The sequence below is a fragment of the Enterococcus sp. DIV1937 genome, assembly GCF_050535975.1.
Classification (GTDB): Bacteria; Bacillota; Bacilli; order Lactobacillales; family Enterococcaceae; genus Enterococcus; species Enterococcus faecalis.
Genome location: NZ_CP172909.1, coordinates 2,223,007 through 2,236,845, shown reverse-complemented (window position 1 = coordinate 2,236,845; position 13,839 = coordinate 2,223,007). Strand labels below are relative to the sequence as shown.

Here is a 13,839-nt window from a genome sequence, read left to right as displayed (position 1 = left end):
AAAAATCACGTATAATAGATAAGAATGAAAAATAAGGGAGGGTAAAAAATGGCTTATCAAGCACTTTATCGGGTCTGGCGTTCACAACGTTTCGATGACGTAGTAGGACAAAAAGCAATTACTCAGACACTGAAAAATGCGATAGTGCAAAAGAAAACATCTCATGCCTATTTATTTACTGGCCCTCGTGGTACAGGTAAAACCAGTGCCGCAAAAATTTTCGCTAAAGCGATTAACTGTAAACATAGTCAAGATGGTGAACCTTGTAATGTTTGTGAAACCTGTGTAGCCATTACGGAAGGTCGTTTAAATGATGTCATTGAAATTGATGCGGCGAGTAATAATGGCGTGGAAGAAATCCGTGATATTCGTGATAAAGCAAAGTATGCACCGACACAAGCCGAGTACAAAGTTTATATTATTGATGAAGTTCATATGCTATCAACAGGCGCGTTCAATGCACTTTTAAAAACCTTGGAAGAACCGCCACAAAATGTTATTTTTATCTTAGCAACGACTGAACCACACAAGATTCCGTTAACGATTATCTCACGGACGCAACGCTTTGATTTTAAGCGAATTAGTACGCAAGATATCGTCGATCATATGGCCCATATCATGCAGGAAATGGCTCTCGATTATGAGGAACAAGCCCTTTATGTGATTGGGCGTGCTGCGGAAGGTGGGATGCGAGATGCCTTGAGTATCTTGGATCAAACGATTTCATTTAGTGATGAAAAAGTAACACTGGAAGATGCAATGCAAGTGACAGGCAGCCTAACCTATGAAATGATGGATCATTATATTCAGTGTTGTGTCGCCGGTGATGTTGAACGAGCATTAGAAGGCTTGGAAAGTATTTTAGGCGAAGGCAAAGAAGCGCGCCGTTTCTTAGAAGATTTGTTATTATATTGTCGAGATTTGCTGATGTATCAGCAAGCACCGAAGTTATTAGCAGAAAAAGCAGGAACTTTGACAGAAGCATTTAAGGAACTAGCTACACAAACACCTGCTGAAAAAATCTACCAACTAATCCAAATTTTAAGTGACACACAAAATGAGATCCGCTTTACCAACAATGCGAATATCTATCTGGAAGTAGCCACTGTCAAATTAGCTAAAACGGTGCAACCCAATAAACACAACACGCCAGAAACAGCTAATCAAGATGGTAGTGCAGAGGGAAATCCAGAATTAGCAGATTTACAAAATCAAATCGGGCAACTGAAGAAAGAACTGGCTGAATTAAAGAAACACGGTGTAGCTGCCAAAGAAGCAGATGCGCCACGTCAACAAGCACGACCACAAGCGCCAAAAAGTTCGTTCCGTGTACCCACAGAACGGGTATATCAAGTCTTAAACGAAGCGACTAGAACACATTTAATGAATGTGAAAAATGTCTGGGAAGACTTACTGCAAACATTATCTGTGACTCAACGAGCGATGCTAAAGGCTAGTGAACCTGTCGCAGCGAGTCCTAAGGGCATCGTGGTGGCATTTGACTATGAGATTGTTTGTGCTCGTGCAACAGACGATGAAGAGATGCAGTTAGCTTTCAATAATAATTTAAGCCGTTTGATGGACTATACACCAGAGATGGTCTGTATTACTAGAGAAAGCTGGCCAAAACTAAGACAAAGTTTTATTAACCAAAATCAGGGCAGTTTGAATCATTCTGAACCTGAAAATGAAATGGCTCGTCTAGCGGACGAACCGCCTGTAACAAATGAACATTCACAAGAAAATCCAGTAGTAGATGAAGCAATCGCTATGTTTGGTGAAGAGCTTGTCGAAGTACTAGATGATTAATACGAAGGAGTCGAGGAATTATGATGCGAGGAATGGGCAACATGCAAGGCATGATGAAACAAGTACAAAAAATGCAAAAAGAAATGGCCAAAGCGCAGGAAGCGCTAAATGAAAAAGAATTTATCGGTGAAGCCACCAATCAACTTGTGACAGCGACATTTACTGGTGATCGCACAATGAAAGATTTGACCATTAAAGAAGACGTGGTTGATCCTGAAGACGTTGATATGTTACAAGATTTAGTCATTATGGCTGTCAACGACGCGTTAGTAAAAATTGAAAAAGAAACCGAAGCAACTTTAGGTAAATACACCAAAGGAATGCCAGGATTCTAAAAAATAAGACAAACGAAAGTATGAAAAACGTCATGCCCAAAAAATCGAACTTTTTGGGCATGACGTTTTTTCTGTTTTTGTGGGAAAACTCTTTGGCAATTTTAGTAGTCGCTTCCAAAAAACTATGCTATACTAAAGCCAATTGAAGAGAAACATTTGGGGTGCTATTAGCTGAGATTATACCCATGGAACCTGAAACAGTTAGGACTGGCGCAGGGAAATGTCTTGAAATTTTGACCGATTATTGCACCCAACTACGTTTATTTGTGGTTGGGTTTTTCTGTCTTTTTCAGTCGCGCCTCCTTTTGCTTCTCGCAGAAAGGAGTTTTTTTACGTGGAAAAAAATCGAATCCACAGAGTTACGTTACTAGCTTTAATGATTGCGATGGACGTCGTATTATCGCCGTTAATGAGAATTGAGGGAATGGCCCCTATGTCCAGTGTCATGAACATTATTGCCGGAGTTTTATTAGGTCCTCTTTACGGAACGCTCATGGCACTTGTCTGCGGCTTAATCCGTATGACGTTCTTAGGTATTCCGCCATTAGCGTTAACAGGTGCCGTCTTTGGCGCGTTTTTTGCTGGTTTATTTTATCAATGGGGACAAAAATTAGGCTGGTCGATGCTAGGAGAAATTTTTGGGACAGGCATCATTGGCTCGTTATTGTCCTATCCTGTAATGGTTTGGTTTACTGGCAGTAAGCAGAATTTTTATTGGTTCATTTATACACCACGATTTATTGGTGCCACACTGATTGGTTCAGTGATTGCTTGGCTTGTCTTAGTAAAACTGAAAGAAACTCGGGTATTTAAACAAACACAGGAATTATTTTTGGGAGGGTACTTTTATGAAAACAAGCGTTAAGTTTGAAACGATTTTTCCACTGACAACGGCACCATTAATTCAGTGCATTACGAATGAAATTACGTGTGAGTCTATGGCGAATGCATTACTTTATATTGATGCTAAGCCTATTATGGCAGATGATCCCCGGGAATTTCCGCAGTTGTTTCAGCAAACCAGTGCCTTGGTTTTGAATTTAGGCCATTTATCACAAGAACGAGAGCAGAGCTTGTTAGCAGCTAGTGATTATGCTCGGCAAGTGAATAAACCGACCGTAGTCGATTTAGTTGGTTATGGCGCTAGTGATATTCGCAATGAAGTCGGGGAAAAGCTGGTGCACAATCAGCCAACCGTTGTGAAAGGGAATCTTTCAGAAATGCGGACTTTTTGCCAGTTGGTGAGTCATGGTCGAGGAGTAGATGGCAGCCCTTTGGATCAAAGTGAAGAAGCAATTGAGGAACTGATTCAGGCTTTACGTGAACAAACGCAAAAGTTTCCCCAGACGGTATTTTTAGCAACAGGGATTCAAGATGTTTTGGTTAGTCAAGAGCAAGTGATTGTCTTACAAAATGGCGTTCCTGAGTTGGATTGTTTCACTGGCACGGGCGATTTAGTCGGCGCGTTAGTTGCCGCTTTATTAGGTGAAGGCAACGCGCCAATGACTGCGGCAGTAGCCGCAGTGAGCTATTTTAATCTTTGCGGAGAAAAAGCCAAGACTAAGAGCCAAGGGCTGGCCGATTTTCGCCAAAATACGTTAAATCAGTTATCTCTTTTAATGAAGGAGAAGGATTGGTTTGAGGCGGTGAAAGGACGAGTGCTATGAGAGAGCAATTGAAAGTTTATTTGGTGACAGGCCGGTATGATTTTAGTGATACTGAATTTTTAAAACGAATTGAAACTGCTTGTCGCAGTGGAGTGACATTGGTCCAACTGCGTGAAAAGGAAGTGTCAACACGGCGCTTTTACGAATTAGCAGTGAAAGTTAAAGCGGTAACAGATGCGTATCAGATTCCGTTGATTATTAATGATCGTGTCGATATTTGCTTGGCAGTGGATGCGGCAGGTGTGCATATAGGGGATGATGAATTACCGGTTGCTCTTGTGCGAAAACTGGTTGGGTCCACAAAAATCGTAGGTGTTTCAGCCAAAACGGTGGCACGAGGAGTTGAAGCGGAAAACGAGGGCGCCGATTATTTAGGCGTGGGCGCAATTTTCCCCACAACGACTAAGGACAGTCCGTTAACTTCTTTGCAGACACTTTCTGAAATTGCCGCAGCAGTCACGATTCCTGTTGTAGCGATTGGTGGAATCAAAGAAGAAAATATAGAACAACTTATGGGAACGGGAGTGGCTGGTGTTTCACTGGTCAGTGAAATTATGCTGGCTGAACAGATAACCGAGAAAGTTCAAGGGTTGATGCGTGTAACGGAGCGAATGTTGGAGGCGAGAAAATGACCGAATATAATTTGACCCCACAAGTAGTCACGATTGCTGGTTCTGATTCTGGTGGGGGAGCTGGCATGCAAGCAGATTTAAAAACATTTCAAGCACGGCAGGCATTTGGCTTAAATATTGTCATTGCATTGACGGCACAAAATACGTATGGCGTGCAAGATAGCTTACCGATTCCTAGTTCATTTATTGATGCACAATTTCAATCACTGGCGGCTGATTTTAAAATTGGGGCAGCGAAAACGGGGATGTTAGCAGATAGTGAGCGTGTCGAAGCTGTTGTTCGCAATTTGCAGAAAGTTGATTTTGGTCCGTTGATTGTCGATCCTGTAATGGTGGCTAAAGGTGGACATCATTTGTTAGAAGCCGAGGCAGTTCAAACAATTAAAGAGCAACTGTTGCCATTAGCAACGGTCGTGACACCTAATTTACCAGAAGCGGAAGTTTTACTAGAGACGACCATCAAGACAGAACAAGAAATGCAGACCGCAGCAAAAAAATTACAGCAATTGGGCACAAAAAATATTATTATGAAAGGCGGACATAGCACAAATCAACAAGCGGCTGATTATGTGTTAATGGAAGACGGTTCGAGCTTTTGGCTAAGTGCACCACGAATTGTAACGAAAAATACTCATGGAACAGGAGATACTTTTTCAGCGTGTATCGCAGCCGAATTAGCAAAAGGTACGCCGTTAGAAGCGGCGATTGTGATTGGCAAACAGTTTATACAAGGGGCCATTAGCCAAGCAATTTCTGTTGGACATGGTCACGGACCTACTAATCATTGGGCCCAATTAACGCAAGATATTCAAGTTATTAAAGCATAAGAAGAGCCTGGGGAAAAATCATTTTAGATTTTTCCCCAGGCTCTTAAATAGCTTAAAGCTCTTTTTTGATATAGTTTATAAACGTTTTGTTCACTAATCTTCACATTTTAAATAAATTTCTTGGCCTTGTTCTTGCAAATGAGCCACGTGGGATTCTCCCCAATTACATAAGTTATCTAAGACAGCAGAGAGGCTTTGACCATAATCGCTTAAATAATATTCGACTTTTGGTGGAACTTGGTTGTAAACTTTCCGCTCGATAATGTTGTCTTCTTCGAGTTCCCGTAATTGTTGTGTCAGCATTTTTTGACTAATGCCAGTAATACCGCGTTTTAAATCGCTGGGGCGCATGGCGCCGTGCCGTAAATTACACAGAATAATTGGTTTCCATTTACCGCCAATAACATCCATCGTTGCTTCGACACCAATCGCATATGTACGAGTTTCCAAAAAACATTCCTCCTTAATAGGTTGATAATAAACAAAAGTTACTAAAAGGTACCTATGATACAAAAAAGTAGGTACTTATCAAAATTTCAATCTTAGTATATAGTAATTTTTGTTGAAATTCAAATGTTTTTTAGGAGGAAGAGAATGGAAAAGAAAATTTCACCAAATTTAACGCTCTTTGCATTAGCTATCAATGCTTTCGCAATCGGTTCAACAGAATTTATTAGTGTGGGTTTATTACCAATGATTGTTAAAAGTTTTCATATTAGTCTTTCCCAAGCAGGTTTGACTGTTTCTTTGTACGCTTTAGGTGTGACGATTGGGGCGCCGTTATTAACAATTTTGACAGGAAAATGGAATCGTCGCTCATTAATGCTGGGGATTATGCTTCTTTTCATTAGTGGGAATTTAATTGCTGCGTTTGCGCCAACGTTTATTATTTTATTAGTAGGGCGGATACTTTCTGCATTGGCGCATGGCATTTTCATGTCTGTTTCGACTGTCATCGCCGCAGATGTTGTGCCGCCATCACGTCGAGCCAGTGCCATTGCTATTATGTTTACGGGGTTAACGGTTGCAACAGTGACTGGCGTACCTTTAGGGACGTTTATTGGGCAACAAACAGCTTGGCATATGTCCTTTCTTTTTATAGCCAGTATTGGCTTGGTGGGACTGATTGCTAGTTATTTTTTAGTTCCCAAAAATTTACCGATACCAGGGAAGGTTGACTTAAAAGGAATCACGCGGATTTTTACGAACAAACCCCTCGTTTTCTCTTTTCTAATTACTGCTTTTGGTTATGGTGGAACGTTTGCTGCATATACGTACTTGTCACCGTTATTGGAAAATTTAGGCTTTTCAGCCAATGCGGTAGTGATTATTTTAGTTGTTTATGGCGTAATGGTCGCAATTGGCAATACAGTAGGTGGTCACTGGGCAAATAAAAAACCTTTAGATTCGTTAGTAAAAATGTTTAGCTTATTAATTCTGTCCTTAGTCTTTTTATTCATTACTGTTTTAATGGATAACAGTCTTCTAGGCTTATTAGGAAGTTTGATGTTGGGTCTATTTGCCTTTATGAATGTACCTGGTTTACAACTATATGTTGTAGAATTAGCGGAAAAGTATGTTCCAGAAGATATCACTTTGGCCTCAGCTTTTAATATTGCAGCCTTTAATATTGGGATTACCGTTGGCTCAATGACAGGTGGGATGGTCACAGATCATTTATCAGTAACATATACACCGATTTTTGGTGGTTTTATCGTGCTAATTGCTGTCTTGTTCGTACTTTATATTCGGAAGCAAGAAGCATAAAAAAACAACTATCTTTAGAAAACTAAAAAAAGCAGCTGGTCACTATGGAACTGACCAGCTGCTTTTTTTTAAGCTTTTTTGCGGAAATAATTCCAGCAAGCAATCAAAACAATCACTAATAAGGTTAGCAAGAAAATCAGAGAAATGAGTGAGCCCATCGTTGTCCCCTGAGCAAAATTATCTGCGTGGTCTTGAGCGATATTAATAATCGTCGCTACAATGGCCGTCGCAATAGCGCCAGAAAATTGTTGAAGTGTATTAAATAACGTATTGCCGTCGCCAAAATCTTTCTCCTCTAACAAGCTCATACCAGTCGTCATCATATTACTGTATGCAAAACCTAGACCAATCATATAGGTAACATGTCCAGCGACGAATCCTAATAAAACAGGCATCTCTAGTAAAATTGTTAAAGCTAGCCAACCGATTGTCGCCAAACTTAAGCCAAATAATATAGGTTTTTTAGCGCCGTATTGATCCAACACTCGTCCAGAAAGTGGTGCCAAAATGGCCCCAACTGTAGCACCTGGCAGCATGACTAGCCCAGCTACAAACGCATTTTTTCCAAGGACGATTTGAACAAAGTTTGGTAAGACAAAGGAAATACCTAACAATAAGAATTGACAAACTAAAAAGCCACATAAAAATAAAACAAAGGCGGGATTTTTTAAAATTGTCAAACGTACTAGTGGCTGTTCAGCGGTCGTTGCTCGTTTATAAAAAATAACAAAGCCAATAACGGCTGCCAGAAGTGAAAGCCAGCCAAACAATGTACCAATTTTACTTAAAAACATCAACAAACCACTAAATAACAGGGCAATACCAATTAAACTAACCAAATCAAGAGTGGTGGTTTTTTTAACAGGTATTTCTGGAATAGCAGATAATCCCATAAACAAAGAAAGCAGTAAAACAGGAATTAAGAATAAAAAGATGGCGTGCCAAGATAGGGAAGATGTTAAAATTCCACCATACGTTGGACCAATGGCTGGAGCAATTGAAGTGGTCAATGTGCCTACCCCCATCATCGTTCCCCGTTTTTCCAGCGGGGTAAAGTTCAAAATAATATGAAACATCAGTGGCAAAGCAATCCCAGTGCTAGCCCCTTGGAAGAGTCGGCCTAATAACAAGATACTGAAAGATGGCGAATAGACATCAATCGCTAAACCAATCAAAAAGAAAAGATTCGCAACAATAAATAAGCGTCTTAACGAATAGGTTTTTAATAAATAATTGGATAAGGGCACCATGATAGAAATAACTAATAAATAAATCGTTGTCACCCACTGCACGGTACCGGTGGAAACACCAAATTCCTTTGTTAATGTCGGAAAGGTTACATTCATTGCTGTTTCAATTAATACGCCAGCAAAAGACATAATTCCTGTCGCTAAAACGGCAGGGAATAATCGTACGTTTTTTTGTTCCATTTAATCACCTCTATAGTTTTCATTTTTTCGTAAAAAAATAGAAGCAGTTTCTATAAGAATAGAAACCGCCTCTCTCTCGACACGCAACTTGCGTGTTATCTGTACGATTTGTTTACATGTTGCATTGTAAACAGTTTTTAGGCAATCGTCAAGCAGAAAATAATTAACGTTGCATGAAGAAACTAATAATTGCAAAAATAGCAATGTGAGCTGGATAGAAAATATAAAAGAAATTCCGCATGCCACGGCCTTTTTCACCATTATAAAGAACAATTGGAATCGCTGCTAAAATCATCATCCATTGGTGGTTCACCCCGAATAGTTCTTGGAAATTATAGCTGGCTGCTGAAATCAACGCAACAACGCCAATTGCTGAAATTTGTAACCACTTTTTGCCATGGAATAAATAAAAAGCCACGGCCAAGAGAACAAATAAAAACCCACCTTCTGTCATCATTAGTGATGGCACAATCAGATTGAAAAGTTGGAAACCAATTAAGATAGCAGGGTTGCTTAATATGTCTGGAGAACTAAAAACAACGAGAGGTAGAGCACTGATTAATAAAGGCACAATAAACCAAAGAAGCCCTTTACCAATTTGTTTTTGTTTAAAATAGTCCATAGACTGCATGTAGACCGTACCTAAAAATAACGTCCCAAAAATATTATTGATAATTAAGCCACCTGTTGAAAAATACGCATTTAAAATGCCGTTCAGAATCCCCATAATCCAGAAGCCTAACAATAACCGGAACATGTATTTTCGCCGATTGCTTGTGTGAATGAAGCCTTCAGAACTTTCAAATAAGAAAATAGGTGCAGCAATTCGTCCAATCCATCCGAACCAACCAGGCACACCTAAAAAACTAAAAAATTGCAATAGATGGTCAAAGACCATTGAAATAACCCCAATGACTTTCAAATGAAAGCCAGTTAATGTTTTACCCATAGTATAAACGCCTCTCTTTCATAAAGAACAATATAACAAAGTCCAGAAAAACCAACCATTTATTTGCCTAACAGTTATCTTACAAAATTGTTTGATTTCTTCAGCTTTTGATGAAAGAAAAAAAGTGCCAAGACTAGTTTTTATAGTTATTCTATGCTATAGTAAAAGTACATTTTAATAAAAAACATTTGGGGTGCTGTTATGGCTGAGATGATACCCATTGAACCTGATGCAGTTAGTACTGTCGCAGGGAAATGCCGATTTACTTTGATTTTTCACGCACTCATTCTGTCCTAGGATGAGTGTGTTTTCTTTTATCAGGGTTTATTTAAGTCACTCCTTTTGCTTTTTGTTAAGAGAAAGGAGTTTTTTTATTGAAAAAATGGTCATTGCAACAAGTCGTCTTACTCGCTTTTTTAGCCTTTTTGTTTGGCGGTGTTTTTATGGGGGCAGGGTTCCTCTATGCGTTATTGAATGCTGCGCTGTTACCATTAGGCCTGAGTCCATTTGCCAATGAGCTTTTATTTGGAATGTGGACCATGGTGGCACCAATTGCAGCGATGCTGATTCCACGAGCGGGAAGTGCTGTTTTGGCGGAAGTTTTAGCCGCTTTGGCAGAAATGCTTTATGGTTCGTATTTCGGACCTAGTGTATTAATTTCTGGTGTGATTCAAGGCCTAGGTAGTGAAAGTGGCTTTTTTGTGACACGCTACAAACGGTACGATACACTAACGTTATTTTATAGTGCGATTGGGACGACTATTTTTAGTTATGTGTATGAATACTTTAAGTTTGGTTATGGCAATTACGGTCTGGGGATGAACATTGCTTTAATTAGCGTTCGATTCGTTTCTATTTGTTTCTTTGGTATTTTCTTAACGAAGGTTATTTTACGAATGTATCAGTCTGCGCAAGGGTTAGCTGTGAAGGCAAAATGAATAGTATCCAATTAAAAGCTGTGTCCTTTTCACGAGAACAACCCTTGTTTGAAAAGACAAATTTAGCAATTCCTCAAGGAACGTTTTCCTTATTAATTGGCGATAGTGGTAGTGGAAAATCAACGCTCTTACGATTGATTGCCGGATTTGCTCCGCTTGATTACCAAGGAGAAATTTTGATTGAAGGAATGGAACGCCGACAATTATCAACTCGTGAAAAGACGCAAAAAATTGGCATGCTGTTTCAAAACCCCAGTCAACAATTTACAATGAAAACCTTGGAACGAGAACTGATTTTTGCTTTAGAAAATTTAGGAATCTCGCCTGAAGAAATGAACCGAAAAATCCAAACAGCGCTTCAACTTGTTCAGACTCAAACCTTATTCACACGAGAATTAGCGACGTTATCTGGTGGTGAAAAACAAAAAGCGGCGTTGACAGTTCTGCTAGCAATGAACCCAGATATTCTTTTATTAGATGAACCTTTTGCAAGTATTGATCCAACCTCTCGAAAACAATTTATTCAAATTTTAGCAAGACTCCATCAAGCAGGCAAAACGATTTTGGTGTGCGACCACGATTTCAACGATTACGCTGATGTTGTGGACCAAGTCGTCACGTTGAAAAACGGCCAGTTTGAAAAACAACCGTTGACGTTTATCAAAACAAAACCGCAGACATTTCAGCTTACAACTTCTGTGGTAAAACAACCAATGCTCCAATTGAAAAATTTTCGTTTGTCTCAGGGAAAACGAGTGCTACTTGAAGAAAAAGAAGCGCTTTTGTTTAAAGGAATTACCACGTTGACGGGGCCAAATGGGGCGGGAAAATCCACCTTATTAAAAGCCATCGTTCAGAGACAAAAATATCAAGGGAAAATGTTCTTGGCAGGCCGCCGCTTGCGGGCTTCAAAAAAATTGTATCAACACATGACATTAGCGGTGCAACAAGCCAATCGTCAGTTTGTCACGTTGACTTTACGAGAAGAGCTTTTGTTTGGTCAGAACATGACAGCAGAAAAAAGAAGAAAACAAGAGGAAGCCTTAACTTTTTTAGGTTTAAAAGAAAAACTAGAGCACAGTGTTTTTCAACTAAGTGAAGGGCAAAAAAAGATGGTGCAATTAATTAGTTTGCTGAGCTTAGATTTGGACTGTTTACTTTTAGATGAACCTTTTGCTGGATTAGATGAGCGAGCATGCAATTATTTTGTTGAATGGATCAAAGAAAAAAGTGCGCAACAAGATTTTCTAATCGTCACGCATCGGCTAGAACCTCTCTCTGGCGTGAGCAATTACAGAATAGAATTGCTGCAGCAACAACTGATTATCTGGCAGGAGGGAACCACATGCAAATAAAGCAAACAAATGCAGCAATTTATGCTTCTTTGATTCTTATTTTGACCTTTGAATTATCTTTTTCTCAGTCAATTTTGGCAAATTTGGCGGTTTTTATGGGTTGTGTCATTTTTTTAATAGGCCAGCGAAAATCCCGCTTACTGCTTTGGTTATTTTTCTTGCCACTTTTACCAGCAATCGGGACGTTTTGGTCTATTTATTTGCATGGTACGAGTAGTCAACAAGCCTGGCTTTTGTTTAGTCGAACGTATGCCTTTGCCGGTTTAGGACTAGCTTTTGCTGTAGGCGTTGATTTTGAAGAATTATTGTTGTTATTGGAACAAAAGGGGCTAGCACCAAACTTTGTTTATGGAATTTTAGTGGTGGTTCACGCCTTACCGGAAGTGAAAAGAGAAATTAATGATTTAAAAGAAGCGAGCCTACTCCGTGGCAAAACGTTTCATTTTTGGTCGCCGATGCTTTATGTTAAAACACTGCTCGTTGCTGTTTCTTGGCGAGATAAATATACGGAAGCAATGTCTGCCCATGGCTATGAAGAAGGAGCCACCAGAAGTCGAAAAGAGCATTTTGTGTCAGCAAAAGTCAGTCTGGGGCTTGCTATTTTGATCATCATTTTTACAAATTTGTTTATTTTTCTAACGTAAAGGAGAAACCTATGACATTTACAGAACAAGCCAAAGATCAAGCGCAAGCTTCTTGGCAAGGAAGTTTTCAGCATCCTTTTATCACAGAGTTACATGAAGGAACCTTGAGTCCAACGATTTTTCGCTACTATTTAATTCAAGATCATTACTATTTAAAACATTTTAGTCAACTTTATCGCTTGATTGCGGCACAAACGCAACAACCTCGATTGAAAAAATTACTCTTAACAAATGCGGAAAATCTCGCGTTGGGCGAATTAGCTATTCGTGACACTTTTTTTGAAGAACTAGCGATTACAGAAGAAGAAGTTGCAGCGACACCGATTGCACCAACCGCTTATCACTATGTTTCTCATATGTATCGCCAACTTATTGAAGGAACGCCTAAGACGGCCGCAGCAAGTATGTTGCCTTGTTCTTGGCTCTATCAAGAAATTGGTGCACAGTTAGTAAAACAACACTCACCAGAGCCACTGTACCAACGTTGGATCGAAACCTATGCTGGGGAGGAAGCGTACCAACACGTCCAAGAGGAACGCCAACTGTTAGACCAATTATATGAAGAAAGTTCACCACAAGAACAAGCAGCTATGATCACCGCTTTTGTTATCAGCAGTGAGATGGAATACGCTTTTTGGGAAATGGCCTATACACACGAAACCTGGATTGGTTAATACAAAAACAAGTCGTTTAGTGCTCGTAACTAACGACTTGTTTTTGTATTAGAAAGCAGTAATTGTCAGTTGCTTTTTTGACAGGGCGTGATAAGATATTCAGTGACGCAAAATCTGTTGTAACTCGCTCAGTAATAACAGAAACGCCTTGCTAAGAAAGGACTGTAGAAGCCTCATGAATTATCCAGAACCGATTGCAAAATTGATTGAAAGTTATATGAAATTACCAGGAATTGGTCAAAAAACAGCGACACGGCTTGCTTTTTATACAATTGATATGAAAGAAGAAGATGCTAATGCTTTTGCAAAAGCGCTAATTAGTGTCAAGAGAGATCTCCATTTCTGTAGTATTTGCGGAAATATTACTGAAGAAGATCCTTGTGAAATTTGCCAAGATAAAAATCGTGACCGTAGTATTATTTTAGTAGTGGAAGAACCAAAAGACGTTATGGCAATGGAAAAAATGCGTGAATATCAAGGCTTGTATCACGTACTTCACGGGGTGCTTTCACCGATGGAAGGAACAGGACCAGAAGATATTAATATTGCCTCTTTGATCAAACGATTGCACGATGATGAAGTGAAAGAGGTCATTATAGCAACCAACGCTACCACTGAAGGAGAAGCGACGGCGATGTATTTATCACGGCTCATTAAACCAGCTGGAATCACCGTTACTCGTTTGGCACACGGTTTGTCTGTCGGCAGCGATATTGAATATGCAGACGAAATAACCTTGCTAAAAGCAGTCGAAGGACGTCGAGAAATTTAAAAGAAACATCGTTGGAAAAAGAAGTTGAAATCGAAGTAGG

General features: G+C 39.6%; 15 protein-coding genes and 2 riboswitches. Of the genes, 12 read left to right on the top strand and 3 right to left on the bottom strand.

Annotated elements, in window-relative coordinates; all coding sequences use genetic code 11:
* Positions 1–48 precede the first annotated feature (48 nt).
* The 6 genes from dnaX (at position 49) to thiD (ending at position 5,270) form a co-directional block, all read left to right on the top strand.
* Positions 49–1,809 (top strand): DNA polymerase III subunit gamma/tau, encoded by a 1,761-nt coding sequence (gene dnaX, locus IGL13_RS10650; RefSeq protein WP_002356340.1) that lies wholly within the window; start codon positions 49–51, stop codon positions 1,807–1,809.
* 20 nt (positions 1,810–1,829) lie between these two features.
* Positions 1,830–2,144, top strand: a complete 315-nt coding sequence (locus tag IGL13_RS10645; RefSeq protein ID WP_002382484.1) for a YbaB/EbfC family nucleoid-associated protein — start codon at positions 1,830–1,832, stop codon at positions 2,142–2,144.
* Between the two features lie 147 nt (positions 2,145–2,291).
* Positions 2,292–2,380, top strand: a riboswitch (TPP riboswitch).
* Between the two features lie 140 nt (positions 2,381–2,520).
* On the top strand, positions 2,521–3,009 hold the full coding sequence (thiW, locus tag IGL13_RS10640; RefSeq protein WP_002356342.1) for an energy coupling factor transporter S component ThiW: 489 nt from the start codon (positions 2,521–2,523) through the stop codon (positions 3,007–3,009).
* The gene (locus IGL13_RS10635; RefSeq protein WP_002378646.1) at positions 2,993–3,811 is read left to right on the top strand and encodes a hydroxyethylthiazole kinase; all 819 of its coding nucleotides are present in this window, start codon (positions 2,993–2,995) and stop codon (positions 3,809–3,811) included. Before thiW ends, IGL13_RS10635 begins: the two co-directional genes overlap by 17 nt.
* Complete coding sequence (thiE, locus tag IGL13_RS10630; protein WP_002368794.1) at positions 3,808–4,443, top strand: thiamine phosphate synthase; 636 nt, start codon at positions 3,808–3,810, stop codon at positions 4,441–4,443. The genes IGL13_RS10635 and thiE overlap by 4 nt, the downstream gene beginning before the upstream one ends.
* The gene (gene thiD / locus IGL13_RS10625) at positions 4,440–5,270 is read left to right on the top strand and encodes a bifunctional hydroxymethylpyrimidine kinase/phosphomethylpyrimidine kinase (RefSeq protein WP_002362487.1); all 831 of its coding nucleotides are present in this window, start codon (positions 4,440–4,442) and stop codon (positions 5,268–5,270) included. The genes thiE and thiD overlap by 4 nt, the downstream gene beginning before the upstream one ends.
* Before the next feature lie 93 nt (positions 5,271–5,363).
* On the opposite strand, the gene IGL13_RS10620 is transcribed toward thiD, so the two are convergent.
* Positions 5,364–5,720: a winged helix-turn-helix transcriptional regulator gene (locus tag IGL13_RS10620; RefSeq protein WP_002356348.1), complete on the bottom strand. Its 357-nt coding sequence runs from the start codon at positions 5,718–5,720 to the stop codon at positions 5,364–5,366.
* Positions 5,721–5,864: 144 nt separating this feature from the next.
* Here IGL13_RS10620 and IGL13_RS10615 point away from each other — a divergent pair, with 144 nt between their 5' ends.
* Positions 5,865–7,037, top strand: coding sequence for an MFS transporter (locus tag IGL13_RS10615; protein ID WP_002378645.1), 1,173 nt, complete (start codon positions 5,865–5,867; stop codon positions 7,035–7,037).
* A gap of 68 nt (positions 7,038–7,105) precedes the next feature.
* Here IGL13_RS10615 and IGL13_RS10610 read toward each other — a convergent pair whose 3' ends face one another.
* Complete coding sequence (locus IGL13_RS10610; RefSeq protein WP_002362334.1) at positions 7,106–8,467, bottom strand: MFS transporter; 1,362 nt, start codon at positions 8,465–8,467, stop codon at positions 7,106–7,108.
* A gap of 163 nt (positions 8,468–8,630) precedes the next feature.
* A complete protein-coding gene (locus IGL13_RS10605; protein WP_002362333.1) occupies positions 8,631–9,416 on the bottom strand; it encodes a TraX family protein in 786 nt (261 codons plus the stop codon).
* A gap of 179 nt (positions 9,417–9,595) precedes the next feature.
* A riboswitch (TPP riboswitch) is annotated at positions 9,596–9,686 on the top strand.
* Between the two features lie 104 nt (positions 9,687–9,790).
* On the opposite strand from IGL13_RS10605, the gene IGL13_RS10600 reads away from it, so the two are divergent.
* From IGL13_RS10600 to recR, 5 genes are all read left to right on the top strand, one after another.
* Positions 9,791–10,354, top strand: a complete 564-nt coding sequence (locus IGL13_RS10600; RefSeq protein ID WP_002359429.1) for an ECF transporter S component — start codon at positions 9,791–9,793, stop codon at positions 10,352–10,354.
* Entirely contained in the window at positions 10,351–11,709 is a 1,359-nt protein-coding gene (locus IGL13_RS10595) for an ABC transporter ATP-binding protein (protein ID WP_002378643.1), read from the top strand. The genes IGL13_RS10600 and IGL13_RS10595 overlap by 4 nt, the downstream gene beginning before the upstream one ends.
* The gene (locus IGL13_RS10590) at positions 11,700–12,353 is read left to right on the top strand and encodes a CbiQ family ECF transporter T component (protein WP_002362491.1); all 654 of its coding nucleotides are present in this window, start codon (positions 11,700–11,702) and stop codon (positions 12,351–12,353) included. The genes IGL13_RS10595 and IGL13_RS10590 overlap by 10 nt, the downstream gene beginning before the upstream one ends.
* An 11-nt stretch (positions 12,354–12,364) precedes the next feature.
* Complete coding sequence (gene tenA, locus IGL13_RS10585) at positions 12,365–13,027, top strand: thiaminase II (RefSeq protein WP_002378642.1); 663 nt, start codon at positions 12,365–12,367, stop codon at positions 13,025–13,027.
* Between the two features lie 175 nt (positions 13,028–13,202).
* Complete coding sequence (gene recR, locus IGL13_RS10580; protein WP_002356363.1) at positions 13,203–13,799, top strand: recombination mediator RecR; 597 nt, start codon at positions 13,203–13,205, stop codon at positions 13,797–13,799.
* Positions 13,800–13,839 lie beyond the last annotated feature (40 nt).